Origin of the sequence: Emticicia oligotrophica DSM 17448 (assembly GCF_000263195.1) — a bacterium.
Classification (GTDB): Bacteria; Bacteroidota; Bacteroidia; order Cytophagales; family Spirosomataceae; genus Emticicia; species Emticicia oligotrophica.
Genome location: NC_018748.1, coordinates 3,443,319 through 3,464,084, shown reverse-complemented (window position 1 = coordinate 3,464,084; position 20,766 = coordinate 3,443,319). Strand labels below are relative to the sequence as shown.

The 20,766-nt window shown below is 35.5% G+C and carries 16 protein-coding genes and 2 tRNA genes; 17 read left to right on the top strand and 1 reads right to left on the bottom strand.

Going from position 1 to position 20,766, the window contains the following annotated elements; genetic code table 11:
* Positions 1–28: 28 nt before the first annotated feature.
* Complete coding sequence (locus tag EMTOL_RS14335) at positions 29–550, bottom strand: DinB family protein (RefSeq protein ID WP_015030024.1); 522 nt, start codon at positions 548–550, stop codon at positions 29–31.
* Between the two features lie 98 nt (positions 551–648).
* Here EMTOL_RS14335 and EMTOL_RS14330 point away from each other — a divergent pair.
* The 17 genes from EMTOL_RS14330 to brxL all read left to right on the top strand — a co-directional run bounded on the left by EMTOL_RS14330 (position 649) and on the right by brxL (position 20,270).
* A tRNA-Asp gene (locus tag EMTOL_RS14330) sits at positions 649–722 on the top strand.
* A 63-nt stretch (positions 723–785) separates the two neighbouring features.
* Positions 786–862 (top strand) — tRNA-Asp (locus tag EMTOL_RS14325).
* A gap of 314 nt (positions 863–1,176) precedes the next feature.
* Positions 1,177–2,244: a site-specific integrase gene (locus EMTOL_RS14320; protein WP_015030023.1), complete on the top strand. Its 1,068-nt coding sequence runs from the start codon at positions 1,177–1,179 to the stop codon at positions 2,242–2,244.
* Positions 2,222–3,049 (top strand): hypothetical protein, encoded by an 828-nt coding sequence (locus EMTOL_RS14315; RefSeq protein ID WP_015030022.1) that lies wholly within the window; start codon positions 2,222–2,224, stop codon positions 3,047–3,049. The genes EMTOL_RS14320 and EMTOL_RS14315 overlap by 23 nt, the downstream gene beginning before the upstream one ends.
* 132 nt (positions 3,050–3,181) lie before the next feature.
* A complete protein-coding gene (locus EMTOL_RS14310) occupies positions 3,182–3,469 on the top strand; it encodes a hypothetical protein (protein ID WP_015030021.1) in 288 nt (95 codons plus the stop codon).
* A 277-nt stretch (positions 3,470–3,746) separates the two neighbouring features.
* Positions 3,747–6,389 (top strand): DUF6371 domain-containing protein, encoded by a 2,643-nt coding sequence (locus tag EMTOL_RS14305; protein WP_015030020.1) that lies wholly within the window; start codon positions 3,747–3,749, stop codon positions 6,387–6,389.
* A gap of 331 nt (positions 6,390–6,720) precedes the next feature.
* The gene (locus EMTOL_RS14300; RefSeq protein ID WP_015030019.1) at positions 6,721–6,921 is read left to right on the top strand and encodes a hypothetical protein; all 201 of its coding nucleotides are present in this window, start codon (positions 6,721–6,723) and stop codon (positions 6,919–6,921) included.
* A gap of 189 nt (positions 6,922–7,110) precedes the next feature.
* Positions 7,111–7,707 carry a hypothetical protein gene (locus EMTOL_RS14295; protein ID WP_015030018.1) on the top strand — a complete coding sequence of 199 codons (597 nt, stop codon included), beginning with the start codon at positions 7,111–7,113 and terminating at the stop codon, positions 7,705–7,707.
* Complete coding sequence (locus tag EMTOL_RS14290) at positions 7,691–8,032, top strand: hypothetical protein (RefSeq protein WP_015030017.1); 342 nt, start codon at positions 7,691–7,693, stop codon at positions 8,030–8,032. Before EMTOL_RS14295 ends, EMTOL_RS14290 begins: the two co-directional genes overlap by 17 nt.
* A 230-nt stretch (positions 8,033–8,262) precedes the next feature.
* Complete coding sequence (locus EMTOL_RS14285) at positions 8,263–9,111, top strand: IS5 family transposase (protein ID WP_015030016.1); 849 nt, start codon at positions 8,263–8,265, stop codon at positions 9,109–9,111.
* A 14-nt stretch (positions 9,112–9,125) separates the two neighbouring features.
* A complete protein-coding gene (gene pglX / locus EMTOL_RS14280) occupies positions 9,126–11,927 on the top strand; it encodes a BREX-1 system adenine-specific DNA-methyltransferase PglX (RefSeq protein WP_052315393.1) in 2,802 nt (933 codons plus the stop codon).
* 330 nt (positions 11,928–12,257) lie between these two features.
* Positions 12,258–12,560, top strand: a complete 303-nt coding sequence (locus EMTOL_RS14275; protein ID WP_015030015.1) for a helix-turn-helix domain-containing protein — start codon at positions 12,258–12,260, stop codon at positions 12,558–12,560.
* The gene (locus EMTOL_RS14270; RefSeq protein WP_015030014.1) at positions 12,557–13,816 is read left to right on the top strand and encodes a type II toxin-antitoxin system HipA family toxin; all 1,260 of its coding nucleotides are present in this window, start codon (positions 12,557–12,559) and stop codon (positions 13,814–13,816) included. The genes EMTOL_RS14275 and EMTOL_RS14270 overlap by 4 nt, the downstream gene beginning before the upstream one ends.
* Before the next feature lie 196 nt (positions 13,817–14,012).
* Positions 14,013–14,609, top strand: coding sequence for a DUF6088 family protein (locus tag EMTOL_RS14265; protein ID WP_015030013.1), 597 nt, complete (start codon positions 14,013–14,015; stop codon positions 14,607–14,609).
* A gap of 12 nt (positions 14,610–14,621) precedes the next feature.
* A complete protein-coding gene (locus EMTOL_RS14260; RefSeq protein ID WP_015030012.1) occupies positions 14,622–15,635 on the top strand; it encodes a nucleotidyl transferase AbiEii/AbiGii toxin family protein in 1,014 nt (337 codons plus the stop codon).
* A 6-nt stretch (positions 15,636–15,641) separates the two neighbouring features.
* Entirely contained in the window at positions 15,642–18,137 is a 2,496-nt protein-coding gene (gene pglZ / locus EMTOL_RS14255; RefSeq protein WP_015030011.1) for a BREX-1 system phosphatase PglZ type A, read from the top strand.
* Positions 18,138–18,251: 114 nt separating this feature from the next.
* On the top strand, positions 18,252–20,270 hold the full coding sequence (gene brxL, locus EMTOL_RS14250) for a BREX system Lon protease-like protein BrxL (protein ID WP_015030010.1): 2,019 nt from the start codon (positions 18,252–18,254) through the stop codon (positions 20,268–20,270).
* Positions 20,271–20,766 lie beyond the last annotated feature (496 nt).

Genomic DNA, 20,766 nt, shown 5'->3' with positions numbered 1-20,766 from the left:
GTTAGATGAATTAAGAAAATATTTTTGTTTACAAATAACGTTCTTTTAGAATATTGAGGTGGTGCAACTCATGTCCAGCAATAAACCAAGCCAATACACGTGCATTAGTAGGTAAGCCATTGGCAAGACCCATGCGACTAAGTTCGCGTTTTCCTAATGATTTATAAAACAAAATTGTTGATTTGCGTTGTGCTTTAAACTGTAATAATAAACTCCTCAACGATTTTTTATCGAAATTTGCAGCCTTTACATAATCGTCTTCTTCAAAACCTAAAAGTGATTTTTTCTCGCCACGAGCCACCGATAAAGCACGATAAAGTAAGATTTTTTCGGTATCTACAATGTGGCCGAGCATTTCGAGTGGTGACCATTTTCCTTCTGCATAACGAAAGTGAAGCTTTTCAAGGGGAATATTTTTAAAGAAATTTTCCACAATTGAAATATTTTCTGCAAGGATTTTCAGAGCATCATCACCCATAACTGCCTGAATATAACGATTTTGATACGAATTTATATCGTATTCATTTGCGGTAGGTCGAGAAATTTTCATATTTTTTTTGTGTTAAGTCTTGACACACAAATATAATCGTTGTACCTTTGCACCACATTAAACAAACGAAGAAATATTTTCAAGTTTATTAATGATACGGTTTGGTAGTTCAGCTGGTTAGAATACATGCCTGTCACGCATGGGGTCGCGGGTTCGAGTCCCGTCCAGACCGCGAGATAATCGCGAGAGCATTCAGAAATGAGTGCTTTTTTTATCGAAAAGTACATATAGTTTTGGTTTGGTAGTTCAGTTGGTTAGAATACATGCCTGTCACGCATGGGGTCGCGGGTTCGAATCCCGTCCAGACCGCCAAAATTTTCAAAAGCACTCAGAAATGGGTGCTTTTTTTGTTTCAAAGCCTACCCCAAAAACATAGCAAATTTTAGTATGTTTTAGCATATTTTTGCTACTCATTTTGTTTCCATTTTTCTACCTTAGATTTATGCCATTATTAATATAAACAGCTATCAAAAGAAAAGTATCGTACAGCTTAATTTTCGAAAGAAAGAAATTACTAAAAAAAACCTTGAGAAGGGTTTAATTCAAATTCAAGTTTATCTATATGGTAAAAGAAGGCATTTCTCAACAAAAATCTACGTTACTCCAAAAAATGGGACAACAAGAAATTGAATGTAAAAGATGCTTATTGGGCTCAATTATTAAGGGATAGAATTGCCGAATTTGAACAATATGAAGTTGAATTTCTAGCATTACACAAAAACTTCAAGTTATCAGACTTTGATAAATTCACTCACCCTGAAGAAGCAAAGGCCATTCAGACAATAATTACATTTACAGACTTTTATAAACAGCAACTTGAAAAAGAGATTTTATTAAAGAAAGTAACCCATACTAATCAAGCGAATACTTTTAAGAAATTGCAAGAGTTTAAAGCTATTATCAGTTTTAATGACTTGAGCTATAACTTTATACAGGATTTTGAAATTTTTCTGCGACAAACCAAAAACTTACGTACCAACACAATTGAAAAATATCACCGTCACCTAAGAAAATATATCAATCTTGCTATCAAACAAAATTTGTTTGCCGATAACAAGAATCCCTACAAGCACTTTAAACTAAAAGTTGAAGAAACTGATACAATATTCCTTTTACCTGAAGAAACTGTTAGAATTGAGCAATTAGAATTCCCTGAAGAAATCAAAAACTATCAATTTTTGGAAAAGGCAAGGGATATGTTTTTGTTTAGCTGCTATACTGGATTAAGATTTTCAGACTGTTATGCACTTACTAATGATAACTTTAGCGAAAGTAATGAAGGTTTGATATTGAAATTTCGAGCAATGAAAACAGAAAAAATAGCAATTCGTCCGCTATATTTACTTTTTGATGGTAAACCACAAGAAATTGCCAGAAAGTATATGCCAACTGAAGCGAATAAGAAGCTTTTTAAAGGTATGACTAATCCAAAGGTTAATAGACTTTTGAAAGTTATTGCAGAAATGGCAAAAGTGCATCGAGGTCTATATTTTAAGGCATCGAGAGACACATTTGGAACGACACTCTACATGCTCTCTGGTGATGCTAAATTAGTACAGAAGCAATTACAACATAGCAAGAGTCAACAAACAGATAAATACGTTCACTTTGTAGAACAAATTCAAAATGAAGGACTTCAGAAAATATTTAAGCCCAGCAACAAAAGTACCAATGATGGAGGTACTATTGACTGATAATTTAGTTGATTCTGTAAATAATACACGTAAGAAAATATCCATTAAACACTATTTGAATACTTATCTGTTTCCGACAAGTAAAGATAGTAATGGAGAAGATAGGTATCCGCTTTATTTTCGAGTGATATTTAATAAGCAATCTGTCAAGATTAAAAGTGCTATTAATACCTCATATTCGCTGACTGAATTTCAACACTTAAAGGATGAAGATATACTTCAGATTAGACGAGAAGCTTTGGCTTTAACGAATATTGTAAGTAGCATTTATTGCAATATTATTAAAGCATTTACTGATACATCGAATCAAGCTTATATTACTAATTTATTTCCAGAGAATTACAATTGGGCTGGAGATATGCCTTACAGCTTGGAGCAAGTAAAGAGAGGTTTTGATATTAATCAAGTCTTTAATTCTTATGACTACAATCAATATGAATTACCTTACTTGGTTGAACAAAAGTTGATTGAAGCAATGGCCGACTATGCAAAATACATTAATGACTATGATGATTATGTTGGAATATTTGAGCAATCTAAAGGTTTGAATAGTTATCAATTATTACAGTTTTTAAAAAGTGAAAAAGCAGAGTGGAAAATATTTGAAGAACAATTTCATCCTTACATCTGGTTTTTTAATCTTCATTACTTTCAGTTCAAAAATCTGTGCAAAGAATATAGGGTACTTGGTGCAACTCAAATTGACCTTCAATATTTGAATTTCAAAAAAATGTTTTTAGAACACTATCCTGATGATAACTTCAAACAAATGATTGAGAATATAGAACATCTTATAATAAATTGACAACGAAGCCTTTATGAAAAAACATAAAGGCTTTTTTTATTTTTTAGACTAAGTAAAAAATATTAATAAAATAGTTGTACTACTTCCAACTTTTTTATTTAATATTGCATAGTAAATCATACCATTATTTTTATGCACCAAAAATCAAATTTTCAACCAAAATTAAGTGAGGAAACTCGCTACTTCATTTCTATTGTAGAAAGCAAATTTTTACAGCTTGAAAACACAATCCAGAAAGCTGTCAAACCAGAAATTCCATCCGTTATGCAGCCATCAGTAGTCTGTAAAAAAATGGGTTGGTCACGCTCGAAGTTTGAACAGTTTAAAAGAGAAGGGTTATTCAGAACATTCAAGATTGGCGGGAAAGTATATGTCTATACTTCTGATTTAATCGGATTATTTCCAAAAGATTTTTTTTAATTTTTAAGCTTGGTGCATAAAAAAAACCGACGTGCGGGAACACATCGGTTTAACAGGTGCACCTAAGTACTACCTTTAAAGCAATGTAAAGTTATGAAAAGTAAGCGTAAATGCAAACTCCACCTTCGGGTGGAGTTATTCCTTATTGCTCGTGATAATCTATCATGCAGCCTATTCTGTCTTCTTAATTCTTATAATCATTCTCTAAAGAGCGATTATATGCTTCCGTTTATTGTACTATTCAAATCACAATCACCTATTTTATTTAACCCATAAAATGTCAGAATACCCATTCAGATTTGAAAAAAGCCCGAAGAAAAAAGGGACTTGTCCAGCATGCAAGCAATCTCAGAAATTTCGTTATTATGAGGACTTAAACGGACAAAGAATAGGCGAACAGTTTGGCAAATGTGATCGAGAAAACTCCTGTGGTTATCATCATAAACCCAAGTTGTCGGACATCACAAGTGAAAGTGTAATTAATGTAAAAAGTGAAAAATCAATTATTTATCCTGATAAAACCTGGCTACAAAACTTTGACCTATGGCTAAGTAATTCAAGTAGTTACTTCCATCAGTATTGTATGACTTTGGGCATTTCAATAGAACATCTGAAAAAACATAGTGTAGCTACTGACCAAAACGGAAAAACAGTCTTCATTTTTATAAATAATGAGAACCGAGTTGTAAATGCCAAGTGGATGCTTTATGATATAGCTGGGCATCGAATTAAGGATACCAAAGGATATTCGATGAAACAGCCTGCAGATGATAAATACAAGTATAAGATGTGTCTTTATGGCGAAGATTTACTTGATTCAACCAAGCAAAATACAGTGGTAATTGTTGAGTCTGAAAAAACAAAAGTAATAGCTTCTTACTTTTACCCTGAATTTGACTGGGTAGCATGTAGCTCGAGCAGCGGATTAACGGATGAAAAAATATCGGTCTTATTTGGTAGGAAAATCATTTGGCTCTGTGATGCTGATAAAGCAGGAAGAAGTAATTCGAGTATAAAGAAGCTGCAATCATATCAGTTAGATTTTGAAATAATTGATTTATTTCCTGAACAAGAAGATGGTTATGACATTGCTGATGCTATTGGGAATGAGCTTAAACCATCAATTTTATCTGGAAAGCGAATTACAATTGACAAAAAAACTGAAGGTCAGTTTTCAGAAATAGTAATTAAGAATAATACTGCTCAGTACAAAATAGACCATACTATCTGGGTAAAAGGTAGATATAATTGGGAAGTCATTGCTGATAACTTCCATATCTTTATCAAGTACTTTACTAAGGATGAAAATGAACAAAACACTTGGATTTTAGAGCTAAAAATTAAAAATAGAGATTCAATTTTTATTGAAGTACCACATGAAGACTTTTGTTCTGCTAAAAGGTTGAAGACAATACTTGCAGCTAAACACCTAAGTTTTAGAGCAAATGATAATCATGTCACAGAGTTACATGCACTATTATTCAATAAAACTCAATTTGGTACAGCTACAAAAATTAATCGTTTTGGCTATCATAGAGATTCAGGTGTTTATTTCTTCTCTAATAAGGTAATCACAACAAAAGGCAAAGTTTTAGAGCCAGATGAGTTTAGAATTGTTCAGAGTGGTGAATTTTACTTGTCAATGCCTACCACAAACGCCAAAATGCAGCATAGATTTCAAATTACCGATTCTGATGTATCGTTCAATGAGTGGTATAGAATTTATGCGAAAACGCATACACTTGAAAAGGCTTTTATACCTGCATGTTTCTATATTATGTCGCTTTTTAGAGACATTGTAGTAAATCATAAAGGCTCCTCTCCTATTTTGTATCTAAAAGGCTCAGCAGGAACTGGAAAAAGTAGTATAATCAGAAGTCTGACTTGCTTATTTGGATTTCAGCAAGATGATATTAATCTTAAATCAAAGAATACTGAGGCCGCTCTTGTAAAATTAATGAGTCAAGCTGCTAATTCTTTGCTTTGGATGGATGAGTTTTATAATGATTTCCCGCACGAAGGCTTACTACAAGCGGCTTATGATAATGCTGGCTATCACAAAAGCCCAGATTCAAGTAAAAGTAATGCAGAAACTGATAGCATCGAAATCCATTCAGCATTGGCTTTAACCAGTAACTTCATTCCGAGTAATCATATTTTCTTTTCTCGATGCCTATTGATTCAGGTTGAAAGCAAAGAAAAAGATAAATATCAAAAAGAAGGGTTTCAAGAGCTCAAAGACCTTGAAAGAGGTGGTTTAGCTTGTGTTACAGTAGAAATTTTGAGACATCGTAAACTCATTCAAGAAAATTACCCATCCGCATTCAAGGTGTTATCAAAAAGAATTGAATCAGCATTTAAAAATGAAGTTATTCCCGAACGATTATTTAGTAACATGGTTCAAACCATGACTTGTGCCTACATTCTTTGTAGCAAGGGGCTGATTTCAATCGGAGAATCAATTAATGAAGCTGACATTTTGGATGAGTTCGCCGAAATGGCTGTAATCTATATCCGTAAGCAATACCAGATTCAAGATGAAACCTCTATCTTAAATGAATTCTTTTCAACTTTACAGATATTATTTGAAGATTATAAACTACATGAGGGTATCCATTTTAGATTTGATGGTGATTTATTGCTTCTTCGACTTCCTTCGATTTATCTAATTTTCAAGCAAAGATACCGCAGTATTTACTTTAGGGACTCTTCTGATAAGGATTCAATCATCCAAGAGATTTTAAAACTCGAATCTCCGCGTGAAATCAGAGAAATCATTAAAACTATTCGTTTTAGAGAAGAAAATGATGGCAATGTAAATACAATGAAAAATGCCGTAACAAATTCTTTATCAATTACTTACAGTATTTATTCAACAAAATTTGGGTTAGATTTTACCAATCGAATGGCAAAATCTTAGCTACACAAATTTTCAAAAAAATAGCATACATTTTTACAACGCTACAACAAAGAGTATAACTTACTGATTATCAATTAATTATATTTTTTATTATTATAAATATCGTTGTATTTTCGTTGTAAATGCGTTGTAATCGTTGTAAATCTTTTTTTTGTGTTGTTGGCGTTGTAGCCATTTACAACGAAATTACAACGACAAAATCATTGTAAATAATTGATTATCAGACACTTAACTAAGTGTTGTTTTGTTGTAAAAAACATAGGTATAAAAATCTGTGTGCGAGCAGAAAAAAGCTAAATTTTAAACTAAAAAAAATACAAATTCTAATGCAATGGAACCAATAGTTTTAAGAGCAGCAGATGTTCAGAAAATACTAAACACATGCAGAAGCGATAGTTACAGGATTATCAAAGAGATAAGGGAGAATTATCCTGATTCGGCAAAGCTCAGTGGAAGTAAAATTAGAACAGTCAATTTAGCAGAAGAGTATAATATAAGTTTGGAGGCGATTGAAAGATGCCTCAATGAATAAAACAAAGCACCTCAAAACTTATGAAGATATGTTTTTGAGGTGTTTTTTTAAGTCATTCCATATATTCCATATATTCCATATTGTCCAGTGCGTATCACAGTTTTACATTAATCTTGCACCAGTTTTACGAAGTTATACAAATCAATAATCAATGTGATACATGGTATTACATCAAAAACAAATCAAAACATGACTGATTTAAGTGCAAATGTGAATGTTAGAACTACCCATGAGATGAAAAAACGAATCATGGATGAAGCTCACAAAAGAGGTATGACCATTTCAGAATGTATTCTGTTCTCGTTAGAGGACTATTGGGATATAATAGAAAATGGACGAAAAACGGATGCTAAGGAGTACAATGAAATTGTATTTGAACTGGAGAACACTGAAAATGAATTGGCTATGGCCAATAGGAAGCTTGAGCGTTTGACAGTCGAAAAAGAGGAATTGCTGCAACAACATGCTCTGGCAACTAAGAGCATTTGGCAAGAAGCCAATGAAACTGCTGAGCGTTTATCTAAAGAAAGAATCACCCAAGAAAGAGCCATTGCCGTACGAGAGTATATTGAAGAGAATTTAAGTTGTACAGTAAACACCAACCAAGAAAAACTTCAGTGGTATACTAATAGGCTTAGTCTTTATGAAACTGAAACCTTGAGAAAGGTATTTCAAGCAGTGCGACAAAATACCAACATTAAAGACTTGCCAGACGTAGTACAGGCCTTAGTAAAACAATATTATCAACAGTTTTTAAGCAATCACCAATATGTCCAAATACAATAACTTTTACTCGAAAGACCCTTTCGGGGTATTTAAAGTAGAGCCATCAATTCAAATTATCAGTGGAGATAGCTTAGCCAAAAGCTCAAAGCCCCCAATAGTTAAAATCATCTTGGTCGTACTCCTAATTATAGGCATAGCTGCGGCGTTCTTCTTTAAAGATGTTATAAAGAAGTTTTTCTTGGATAAAATTATACAGACCAAGCAAGCCAAACCTAACGATGCAGCTAACGAAAAGGATATTGATAGAGAAGTTGTAATACAAAAAACTACTCCACCCAAAACTGAAACTCCAGAAGAAGGTACTGGTGCTATAATCGTTGAATAACAGTGTTTTACAGTGTATAACACTGTATTACGAGGTAAAACGGTGTATAACCATGTTATACGCCGTTTTACATTCTAATTACCGTTTAATAAATCTCACTTGTACATTAGATTTCTATTTGCTAAAATTGTGAAATGAATAGTATTTAGTTTTAGAAGCTGTTTAAACTTATATAAAAGTATTCCCAAAGAAGTGCAAATTTTGTGTTGCGAACAAAAACTCAACACATCATGGGAATACTTAACAAAAGTACAATTGAAAAATGGATTTTACCCCATTTGCCAATAGGAGAACGTGGTTTTGAAACCACAGTACCTTTAATTGAGATTGTAGAATGTATTTTGTATCGTTTAAAAACTGGATGTCAGTGGCGAGAATTACCAACAAAACAGTTTTTTACGACAAAAATATTAGTTTGGGAATCTGTCTACTATTATTTTAATAAGTGGTCAAAATCAGGATGTTGGCAAAAAATATGGTCAAATATTCTGAATAAAAACCTTAAACATTTGGATTTATCAAGTATAGAATTTGATGGCAGTCATACTCCTGCAAAAAATGGGGGAGATGCCATTGGTTATCAAGGACGTAAGGCTTGTAATACAACAAATGCACTATTTATGTCTGATAATCAAGGAGTTATACTTGGTATGTCAACGCCACAAGAAGGTCATCATCATGATTTATTTGAAATACAAACCCTATTCAAAGAGATATGTGACCCCTTAAAAAAAGCAGGTATTAACCTAAAAGGTTTATTTTTAAACGCAGACCCAGGTTTTGATAGTGATAACTTCCGTAAAGCCTGCGAGTATGAAGATATAATCCCTAACGTAAAGCCCAATACAAGGAATGATTCAGAAGAGCAAAGACTTGAACCATACATATGTAATACTCACATTTTTGACGAAGAACTATATAAAGACAGGTCGGTTATTGAACACTCAAATGCTTGGATTGATGGATTTAAAGCCTTGTTGATAAGGTTCGAGTTTTCTGTCAAAAATTGGGTTGCATTGCATTTTATAGCATTCTCAGTCATTTTTTTACGTAAAATCATTAAAAAAATAAAAGTTTAAACAGTTTCAATACTTTGGGGCAATTATGGAAAGAAATAAAACCTGAAACTCAGATTACAAATGATTTAAAGTTTTACATAAAACCATCTTATGAATTACCCAAACGTGAGAAAAAAAGCATAGAAGATATAAAGTTTTTTGAGCCTTGCGTTGGTTCTGGGCATATTTTATCCTACGCTTTTGATTTATTTTATAAGATTTACGAAGAAGAAGGTTATAACCCAACAGAAATACCCGAACTCATCATTTCTAAAAATCTTTATGGTGTAGATATTGACCAAAGAGCTGCACAATTAGCATCGTTCATTTTATTGATGAAAGGACGACAAAAAAGTAGAAGATTTCTAAGAAATATAAAGAACAATAATCTACGTCCAAATATATCTTTTTATCAAGATTTCAAATTTGATGATAAGTTCTCAAATGCGACTGCTATCGGCTCATTAATTAGGGTTGACTCAGCCGATTTAGCTAAAATTACAGTTGATTCGGGCAGTTTATTTGCCGCACGACAAGAAGAATTACAGTTCTTATACAAACTTTTGAGCCAAAAGTACGACGTTGTTGTTACAAATCCGCCTTATATCAATTCTTCGAGAATGGAAGGCAGTTTGAAAACCTACGTTGAAACTAACCACCCAGAAACAAAAACAGATTTGTTTGCTACTTTTATTCTCCGATGTTTAGAATATTGTAATGAAGATGGGCTAACTGGTTACATGACACCTTTTGTTTGGATGTTTATTCAGAGTTATGAGCAATTAAGAAAAGTCATAATTGACCAACATTTCATAAATAACCTTATACAATTAGAATACTCAGGCTTTGACGGTGCGACTGTACCGATTTGTACATTTACGCTACGAAACAAAGCCATTATTGATGGAAAAGGAAGCTACATAAGATTAAGTGATTTTAAAGGCTCTGAAAACCAAGCCCCGAGAACCTTGGAAGCAATACAAAATTCAGATTGTGGCTGGTTTTATATTGCTAATCAAAAAGATTTTGAAAAGATTCCAACAAGCCCTGTTGGATATTGGGCAACCCAAAAACTCTTAAAAGCATTCAAAAATAGTGTTTTATTAGGAGATATTGCAAGTCCAAAGAAAGGTTTGGCAACAACAGACAACAATAGATTTATTAAACTTTGGTTTGAAGTTTCTAAATCTAATTTTTATGCTGATTGCACTACAAAAGAATTAGCACAAACTTCTGGTAAAAAATGGTTTCCTCTAAATAAAGGAGGGCAATTTAGAAAGTGGTATGGAAATAAAGAGTATGTAATTAATTGGTTTAATGATGGTTCTGAACTCAAAGAGGCAGTAGTAATTAGATATAATGGGGGCAGTTATACTAAAGAAATTAGAAGTGAAGACAAATATTTTAAAGATGGGATAACTTGGAGTGCGTTAACATCAAGTGTTTCAAGTTTTAGATATACGGACTATGGAGCTATTTTTGATTCAGCAGGTTCAACTATGATACCTCAAGAAAACACATTCTTCTTGTTAGGTTTATTAAATTCTCCCGTAGTTAAAAATATATTATTACTCTTAAACCCAACCTTAAACTTTGGCTCTGGAACAATTTCAAATATTCCTATACTTCTACCCGAAGATGAATATGATTATGATAAAAAGGTTGGCGACCAAGTAAAAATTGAAAAACAAGAATGGAATTCCCGAGAAATCTCATGGGATTTTCAAGAAAACGAATTACTCAGAATCAAGGGCAAATCAGACATTGACCTCGAAGAAGCCTACGATTTATACAAAGCCTATTGGCAAAAGAAATTCTTTGAGCTTCACCGCAACGAAGAGGCACTCAACCGCCAATTTATAGAAATCTACGGCCTACAAGATGAGCTAACACCCGATGTACCGCTCGAAGACATCACGATTCTAAAAGAAGAAACCAGCATCCAAAACAACCAGTTGGTCTTTGATGCCACCGAAGTAATGGCACAATTTGTGAGCTACGCCGTAGGCTGTATGTTTGGGCGGTATTCGCTTGATAAACAAGGGCTTGTCTTGGCAAATCAAGGTGAAACATTGCAAGATTATTTGGCTCTGACTTCGGCGGCATCGACTTCGCTCAGCCACCGAGACCAACAAGAAACCATTTCGGGGCGGTCGCTGAGCGAAGTCGAAAAACGGTCGCTGAGCGAAGCCGAAGCGTACCTCCCCGACGACGACAACATTATTCCAGTTCTCGACGATGAATGGTTTGAAGACGACATCGTGGGGCGTTTCAAAGAATTTTTGAAAGTAACTTTCGGCACCGCCAATTTCGAGCGAAATCTGGCATTTGTCGAAGAAAGTCTGGGCAAAGATATTCGCAAATACTTTGTCAAAGATTTCTACGCCGACCACATCAAACGCTACAAAAAACGCCCTATTTACTGGATGTTCTCGTCGGCCAATGGCAGCTTCAATGTGCTTATCTATATGCACCGCTACACACCCGATACCCTCAATAAGATACTCAACGGCTATTTGGTAGAATACCGAGAGAAACTCAATACCCGCATTGAGTCGCTGAGTCATATTATTGTTTCGGGCAGCTCGGCCGAGCAAACCAAAGCCGCCAAAGAACAAGACAAAATCAAGAAAATCCTGCTCGAACTCAAAGCCTACGAGCGAGAAGTCTTGTATCCGTTGGCAACCGAGCGAATCAGCATCGACCTCGACGATGGCGTGTTGGTCAATTACAACAAATTTGGGGCAGCCATCAAAGAAATCTCAGGCCTAAACGACAAAGCCACCAAAAAGAAAGTAAAAGACTTTGATTGGATTGATGGGAAGCTGATTAGGTGATGGTAGATGGCTGGTGGATAGTATGTAATTTTCCCCTCCTTGAAAAAAGCAGGGTTGCTAAGTTCTCCGAAAAGTCCCTCTCCTTTTTCAGGAGAGGGATTTAGGGTGAGGTCAAAACGCAGCATTTTTGCCTCTTTTTGATACCTTTTCACCTCATCCCAACCCTTCTCCTCTGAGGAGAAGGGCTTTAAATTGGAGAACTTAACAGCCCTGCTTGAAAAAAGGAGGAAAAATTTTGAACAGTATTGTCTTAAAATGGATTTATCCAATCAAAAATAATGTTTGATTTAAACAATATTCTTCGCATATTTGTCTAAAATATCAAACGTTATGATGTTATTACCCAATCACCAAAGGATTCTCGAGCAATTAGGCGAAGACATCAAATTGGCTCGATTAAGACGAAAACTCAATACCGAACAAGTAGCAGAAAGGGCCGGAATCAGCCGTTCGACACTCTGGCAAATCGAAAAAGGAATGCCAAGCGTGGCGATTGGTTCGTATCTTCAAGTACTTTTTGTATTCGGCTTAGAGAAAAATTTCCTGAATATCGCCAACGATGATATTTTAGGAAGGAAACTACAAGATGCCGAAATTTTGGTAAGAAAACGAGCTCCAAAAATAAAAAAATGAGCCAAAGAGAAAAAAATATTTTGGTTTATGCCGATTGGCAAGCACTCGAAAACCCAATGTTGATGGGCAGACTTTCGGCTACACTTTTGCGAGGAAAAGAGATTTTTGCCTTTGAATATGACAAAGAATGGTTGCAAGCTAATTATATTCAGCTTGACCCCGATTTGTATTTTTTCAATGGAAGACAGTTTCTGAATGATACCAAGCCCAATTTTGGTATTTTCATGGATTCTTCGCCCGACCGTTGGGGGCGTTTATTGATGCGTAGAAGAGAAGCAGCTTTGGCAAGACAAGAACAACGAAAAGAGAATCTTTTGTTTGAAACTGACTATTTGATGGGCGTGTATGACGAACACCGAATGGGTGCATTACGCTTCAAAATTGAAGGAAATGATACATTTCTGAACGATAATCGAGCAATGGCCGCTCCGCCATTTACTTCGTTAAGAGAACTCGAACAAGCAAGTTTAAAGCTCGAACAAGACAACAGCACCAACGACCCCGGATACCTCAAATGGCTTAATATGCTCATGGCACCAGGTTCGTCGCTTGGTGGAGCAAGACCCAAAGCAAGTGTTTTAGACCCAAATCAACAACTCTGGATTGCCAAATTTCCGAGTAAATTTGATGATAGAAACATGGGAGCTTGGGAAATGGTAGTGCATGATTTGGCCAAACAAGCCAACATAAATATGGCAGATGCTTTCGTTGAGAAATTTGGTAGTCGGTATCATACTTTTATTACCAAAAGATTTGATAGAATCGGCAAGCAACGCATACATTTTGCTTCGGCAATGACATTACTGGGCTATTCTGATGGAGCAGATTATCAAGAAGGCGTGAGTTACTTGAAATTAGCCGAATTTATCATGCAAAATGGCGTAAATATTGACCAAGATTTGGAAGAACTGTGGCGAAGAATTGTATTCAGTATTTGTGTATCAAATACCGATGACCACCTCCGAAACCATGGTTTTCTGCTCACGCCAAAAGGCTGGGCATTATCTCCTGCTTATGACATCAATCCTAATGAAAACGGCACAGGGCTGAAACTCAATATTAGCGAAAATGATAATGCCTTAGAGGTAGATTTAGCATTGGAAGTTGCTCCTTATTTTCGCATCAAGCATGACAAAGCCAAGGAGATAATCGAGGAATTAAAAAAGGCAACTTCAACTTGGCGAAATTTGGCTATAAAGTATAAAATCAGTAAAAATGAACAAGAACTAATGAGTCGTGCATTTATTGAAAACTGAGTAAAAGTGTGCCTCGGTGAGTCAAAATCAACAAAAAAGAATTGGGAATTATTGATAGAATTGGTAAATGGAGGGTGACAGAAAAGTAGCAGCATGGTGACAATAAACAAAAGCATGCCACATCTATGGTCACTTCTTAGCACACTTGTTTTGTCACGAATATTTATTATATTTGTGACAAATACAAATCATTTCTATGTCAGAAACTACTGAATATCAAGTACTTAGCAAAATAAAAAAAGCCAATAGGGGTTCGGTGTTTTTTATTGAAAACTTTTTGGCAAAAAATAATGCCGATGCCGTACGAAAAGCACTTGAAAGATTAGTAAAATCAGGAGAATTACAGCGAGTAGCCACGGGCATTTATGTACGCCCAGAAAAAGACCCTGTTTTGGGTTATGTTAGCCCCAGTATCGAAACAATCATACGAGCCATTGCCAAACGAGACAAAGCCCGCATTATACCTACGGGCATCTACGCACTCAATCGCTTGGGACTTACGAGCCAAGTACCAATGAATATCAGCTACTTAACCGATGGCTCGGCTCGAAAAGTGAAAATTGGTAAACGCACCATTGTATTCAAACGAACAAGTCCCAAAAATTTAGCTACTCAGGGCGAAATCAGCACACTGGCCATTCAAGCTCTCAGAAGTATTGGGAAAGATAAAGTGAAGGAAGAAGAACGGGAGAAAATAATACAACTGCTAAAAAAAGAAAACAAAAGCCACTTACAGCACGACCTCAGATTGGCCCCCGAATGGATAAGACAACTATTAAAACAAGCCCTATAAAATTAACCACCAATGAATAACTTAGCAATACAAGAGTGGTTAAAACTGACAACTCGAACCAAACAAAACGTATTTTCGGAAGTAAGTAAAGAAATTGGCTTACCTGATGCCGCCGTAGAAAAAGATTGGTGGATTATGCGAACGCTTGAAATTATTTTCACGACCGAAATTGCACCTTTTACAGTATTTAAAGGAGGAACTTCGTTGAGCAAAGCATGGGGGCTGATAGAGCGTTTTTCGGAAGATATTGATTTAGCTCTTGACCGCAAGTTTCTGAACTTTGGCGATGAGTTGAGTATCTCACAAGTACGCCGATTGCGAGAAAAATCATTCGATTATCTCTCAAAAAGATTATTTCCACAACTTCAAACAGCATTCAGTGCAGCCGAACTTGGTGTAGAACTGAGGTTATCGGAGGTCAAATCAAAAGACCAAGACCCACTTATCATAGAAATATATTATCCGAGTGTCACGGAAGCTTTAACCTATATTCAACCTCGAATTTTGGTTGAAATTGGTAGTCGTTCACTCCGAGAACCCTTCACTCCCAAAAAGTTTAGGTCGATGGTAGGTGAACATTATGATGGACAAGCTTTTGCCGATTCTGCACTCACAATTCCGACCGTAAACCCTGAACGCACATTTTTAGAAAAGATTTTTTTATTGCACGAAGAGTTTCAAAAAAGCGAAGATAAAATAAGGATTGAGCGTCTGAGTAGGCATTTATACGACATTGAAAAAATAATGGATACTGAGTATGCTAAAATCGGATTGACGGATAAAAGTCTCTATGACGCCATTGTGCATCACAGAAGTACGATTACAGCCCTACGAGGAATCAATTATGAAAATCACGTACCTGAGTTGATAAATCCAATTCCACCAGATAACCTAATAGATGAGTGGAAAACAGATTATGAAACTATGCAAGCAAGTATGATTTATGGCTCATCATTAGTATTTGAAAAACTCATAGAACGGATAGTTTTATTGAAAGAAGAAATCAATAAAAATCCATACAGATAAGATAACATGAATAAAATAGTAGAAGCTTTAGAACAGCGTTTTGTTGAGCAACGAATTATATTCTGGTACGATGAAAAAGCCGAGTTTTTGGAGCAATTCAAAGACCTAAGCTTGTTTGATATAACCAAAATCCACGTAGAAGGCAATGAGTTTGCGGTCAAGTATCTGATCGAAAAACAGCACCCTTATGGGAAATTTCTGCTGTATTTTTCAAAACCCCGACCCGCCAACGAAGATAATTGGCTGTTGGATATGGAGTTGGCTCACTACATTTTCCGAACCGACCAAGAAGCAATGTTTTTGCAAGAAATTGGTTTGGAATATCATTTTAAAGAATTGGTAAGCGAACACCTTGAATTTTTCAAGGCTAAGGAAAGACGCCAAAAACTGAAAGATTTAATAGATGGCGATGAAACCCATAATGCCATTCGTTATAAAATGCTGGCGGTTGTTTTCAATACCGAATACCTAAGTCTATCCAATTATATTTTTACACTTTCAGCAGCATTTATTGATGAAAACGAACGTTTTGAAAAAGAACTGGAACGCTATCAGCTGAAGAGTTTTTTCTGGAAAGAAATTGAACGAAAATACAGTTATCAAGCAGTTTCACCGAGTATATACGACTTCCTTATTGAAGTTTTCAGCAATAATTTTAGTATTGGTCGCAAAGAAAGCCTCAATCGAGAAGCAAGACTGTTATTGATTTCGTGGAAAGATACGCTGCAATTTAGAGAAAGTTTTGAGCGTATTTCGGCAAAAATAGAAACCGATTTGAGTATCGAAACCCTACTTTCTGATGCCAAAATTGATGATATCATAGAAGACGATTCGTATAAACTGATTGATTTCAAAATCTTACATGAGCTTATCAATCAGCTCATTAGTGAAGATATAACACACGAAAAACTAAGTTTTTACGCCAAAAAGCGACAAAATAAATTTTGGTACGCACAAGTAAAAGACCTTTATAGTTGTGTGTCAGAAGCTTCTGAACTTACGACGCTTATACGCAAATACGCTGCCCAGATTCAATATAAAACATTTGATGAAGGCACAAACCACTACACCCAGACAGTACACGAAATAGATTTGCACTATCGAAAATTTGTTTGGTATTACCGAAAAACCAATCAAAATAAAGTTTTGGGCGAGCTTTCGGCTAAAATCGAACGCCTTTATACGAATGATTGGTTAGTGCCATATAATAATCAATGGCAAAATGTGGTGGATTCGCTCAACGAATGGCCAAACAGTTTACAGTTTGGGCAAAGACGTTTTTTTGATAACCACGTAAAACCCATCATTGATAAAAAACAAAGGCTGTTTGTAATAATATCGGATGCGTTTCGCTATGAATGTGGAGTTGAGCTAAACAAAAGATTTCAGAGTGAAAAACGCTTTGAGTCGAGCATATCTTATGGTGTGAGTAGCTTGCCTTCTTACACGCAACTTTGTATGGCATCATTGCTGCCACACAAGCATTTAATGCTCAAAGAAAATTCCGATTCAGTAATGGCTGATGGCATGGCAAGTAGCGGTTTGGAAGGCCGAAGCCGCATTTTGGCTGCCAATACGGAGGTACGAACAACAACCATCTCAGCTGAAGAATTTATGAGCCTGAATTCCAGCAAAGAAGGGCGTGAGTTGGTAAAACAATATGATTTATTTTATATTTATCACAACCGAATCGACAAAACTGGCGATGATAAAATAACCGAAGAAAAGGTTTTTGATGCCGTAGAAGAAGAAATAGTGTTTTTGGCAGATATTGTCAAAAAAATTGCCAATATGAATGGTACGAATATCATTATCACGGCTGACCATGGTTTTATTTACCAACACAGCGAGCTGCAAGAAAGTGATTTTAGTAGTTCAAACCATACGGGTGAGGTTTGGAAAGAAAATAGGAGGTTTATTATTGGTAAAAATATTCAGTCAGAAAGCTCTACTAAATTATTTGATGGTGATGCCCTTCGTTTACAGCCAGAAATACAAGTTTTGATACCGAAATCTATCAACCGGCTTCGGGTGAAAGGAGCAGGCTCAAGGTTTGTACACGGTGGAGCAAGCTTGCAAGAGGTGATTTTTCCGATTATCAAAATCAGACACAACAAAGAAGGTGCTGCAGTTGCGGTAGTCGAAATTGACATCATCAAATCGACCGATAGAATAACGACCAATATTTTAGCAGTATCGTTTATTCAGTCCGAACTCGTTGGTGAACAAATACTTGCTCGTGACATCAGAGCGGGGCTTTATGCCGAAGATGGAGAACTATTAAGCGACCAATTTAGGTATATGTTTGATATTCAGGAAGGTTCAGAACGCCAAAGAGAGGTAAAACACCGTTTCCAGATAAGTTCAAAAGCCACCACAAAATACAAAAACCCGCGTGTAAAACTGATTTTGGAAGAACCCGTTGAAGGCACTACCAAATGGAAACCTTACAAGGAATTTTATTACACACTTAACATATCATTCACGAATGATTTTGATTGATTGAGAGTGATTACTGGAAATTTGTGATTGGTTGACTGGTTATGATAAATAAACTTACCAAGCAATTAGCTTCAAATTACTTGACAGTAGAAGAACTTTATTTTAATGCTCAAAATGAAAATATTAGATAAAAAACTAAATGAGTTTTTTGGTGGTAAAGTTGTTAGAAAAGACCTAACAAAATTGGTAAAAGGTGATGCCATAGTACCAATTTATGTATTAGAATACCTTTTGGGGCAGTATTGTGCAACCGATGATGAAGAAACAATCACACAAGGCGTAGAAACGGTAAAAAGTATTCTGGCCAAACACTTTGTTCATCGAGATGAAGCTCAAATAATCAAATCGACTGTACGTGAAAAGGGTTCTCACCGAATCATTGATAAAGTATCGGTCAGGCTCAATGACCGAAAAGACCAATATGAGGCAACATTTGCCAATTTAGGGCTTTCAAAAGTGCCAATCGCCGATGACATTATCAGAGAACACCAGAAGCTACTTTCGAGTGGGGTTTGGTGTATTCTTACTTTGGCATATATTTCTACCGATGAACGAGATAGCCTGCCATGGGTCATAGAATCATTAAAACCAATACAAATTGCCAGCGGAGATTTAGACGAATATAAAGAAGGACGCAAGCAATTCACAAAAGAGGAGTGGATTGACATACTGTTGCAAACGATGGGGCTAAATCCAGATGAATTTACGTTTAGGTCTAAATTACTGCAACTCACCAGATTAGTGCCTTTTGTAGAAAACAACTATAATCTGATAGAATTGGGGCCAAAAGGAACAGGGAAGTCGCATATTTTTTCGGAATTATCGCCGCATGGAATGTTGATTTCGGGTGGAGAGGTTTCAAAAGCAAAATTATTTGTCAATAATAGTTCGGGCGAAATTGGTTTGGTCGGCTATTGGGATGTAGTGGCTTATGATGAATTTGCGGGTAAAACCAAAACAACCGACCGTGGTTTGGTTGACATCATGAAAAACTACATGGCAAACAAGTCGTTTTCGAGAGGAACGCAAGTTTACGGTGCTTCCGCTTCGATGGTTTTTGTGGGCAATACAGACCATAGTGTGCCGTATATGCTTCGCCACAGCAACTTGTTTGATGCACTTCCAAAAGATTATTATGATACAGCCTTTTTGGATAGAATCCATGCTTATTTACCAGGTTGGGAAGTCCAGAAATTGTGTAACGATATGTTTACGTCTGACTATGGTTTTATTGTAGATTATTTGGCAGAAATTCTAAAAGAACAACGTAAGGAAGACCGAACGAATGAATATAATCAGTTTTTTGAACTTTCGGATAGCATCACTACCCGTGATAAAACTGCAATAATTAAAACTTATGCTGGGCTTTCAAAAGTGATTTTTCCTGATGGAAATATTGCAGAAACCGATGCCAAAGAATTACTTGATTTTGCCATTGAATGCCGCAAACGAGTGAAACAACAATTACAAAAAATGGACGAAACTTTTGAAGCTGTTGATTTTAGTTATATAAACCGAAAAACTGGTAAGAAAGTAAGCATCGAAACCCTTGAAGTTATTGAGTATTTAAATGATGAACAAAAGGATATTTTACTAAGTAATTCAGCAGAAAACACCGATAATAGTAAGGTTGAGAAAAGTAAAATTAAGACTTTAAGCAATGGACAAAGAATAATTTTGGATAATCAGACAGGAATTTCTTACGAAAATCTATTTGGTGATTATTTGGCTGGTGCAAACTCAATAACGCTCATTGACCCTTATATTAGACTTCCGTATCAGCTACGCAATTTTATGGAATTTGCAAAGTTGCTTTCGGAAAAAAAGAACAAAGAAAACGAGCTTCGACTGCACTTGATTACGAACAATAATGAAGACTTTATCGAAGGAGCAAGAGAGGCATTTTCGCAAATAACTTATTCGTTAGAAACCATCGGAATCATTTTCACCTACGAATTTGATGAAAATATCCATGACCGCTCTATTAAAATTGATAATGGTTGGAAGATAGTTTTGGGCAGGGGTTTGGACATTTGGCAAAAAACTGGCGGCTGGTATGATATTAATGAGTATATCCAAGAAAAACGTCTTTGCAAGGCTTGTGAGGTGACATTTATTTATGATGAAGGTTAAACACGTCTTTTGCAAGATATAATGTCATTATTTTATATATTTTTAATTATATGATAGCCCTGAAAACCAATTTGTATATTTAGGAATCCAATTCCTAAATATACAAATGATTACCCAAGTAACTAAGCCATAGAACTCAAATCTGGCAAAACCATACAACCCGACTATTTCAAAGGGCTAAATTATCTTAAAAAAATACGACCAGCCCCCAATCTTCATTTGGCGACCAATACAAAAAAAGAACTGATTATAAAGTCTATGGAGTTGAACATCTCAATAAAATTCTCGAGAAGAATAACATCGTTTTATCTACGTAGTTGAAACAATAAAAAGAAATATAAAAAGGTATAACTCAATTAATTCAAGCCCCATTGCTACTTTTTTTGCTACCCGCTCAAAAACGCTCATAACTACCTGTTAATCAATTATTTGTACAGCCCCGTCCAGACCGCCAAAATTTTCAAAAGCACTCATAAATGGGTGCTTTTTTTGTTTC

Excerpts from the sequence above, each read along its gene's own strand:
- EMTOL_RS14335 (WP_015030024.1), bottom strand. The coding sequence starts at position 550 with ATGAAAATTTCTCGACCTACCGCAAATGAATACGATATAAATTCGTAT.
- EMTOL_RS14315 (WP_015030022.1), top strand. The coding sequence starts at position 2,222 with ATGATGGAGGTACTATTGACTGATAATTTAGTTGATTCTGTAAATAAT.
- EMTOL_RS14310 (WP_015030021.1), top strand. The coding sequence starts at position 3,182 with ATGCACCAAAAATCAAATTTTCAACCAAAATTAAGTGAGGAAACTCGC.
- EMTOL_RS14305 (WP_015030020.1), top strand. The coding sequence starts at position 3,747 with ATGTCAGAATACCCATTCAGATTTGAAAAAAGCCCGAAGAAAAAAGGG.
- EMTOL_RS14300 (WP_015030019.1), top strand. The coding sequence starts at position 6,721 with ATGGAACCAATAGTTTTAAGAGCAGCAGATGTTCAGAAAATACTAAAC.
- EMTOL_RS14295 (WP_015030018.1), top strand. The coding sequence starts at position 7,111 with ATGACTGATTTAAGTGCAAATGTGAATGTTAGAACTACCCATGAGATG.
- EMTOL_RS14290 (WP_015030017.1), top strand. The coding sequence starts at position 7,691 with ATGTCCAAATACAATAACTTTTACTCGAAAGACCCTTTCGGGGTATTT.
- EMTOL_RS14285 (WP_015030016.1), top strand. The coding sequence starts at position 8,263 with ATGGGAATACTTAACAAAAGTACAATTGAAAAATGGATTTTACCCCAT.
- EMTOL_RS14275 (WP_015030015.1), top strand. The coding sequence starts at position 12,258 with ATGATGTTATTACCCAATCACCAAAGGATTCTCGAGCAATTAGGCGAA.
- EMTOL_RS14270 (WP_015030014.1), top strand. The coding sequence starts at position 12,557 with ATGAGCCAAAGAGAAAAAAATATTTTGGTTTATGCCGATTGGCAAGCA.
- EMTOL_RS14265 (WP_015030013.1), top strand. The coding sequence starts at position 14,013 with ATGTCAGAAACTACTGAATATCAAGTACTTAGCAAAATAAAAAAAGCC.
- EMTOL_RS14260 (WP_015030012.1), top strand. The coding sequence starts at position 14,622 with ATGAATAACTTAGCAATACAAGAGTGGTTAAAACTGACAACTCGAACC.
- pglZ (WP_015030011.1), top strand. The coding sequence starts at position 15,642 with ATGAATAAAATAGTAGAAGCTTTAGAACAGCGTTTTGTTGAGCAACGA.
- brxL (WP_015030010.1), top strand. The coding sequence starts at position 18,252 with ATGAAAATATTAGATAAAAAACTAAATGAGTTTTTTGGTGGTAAAGTT.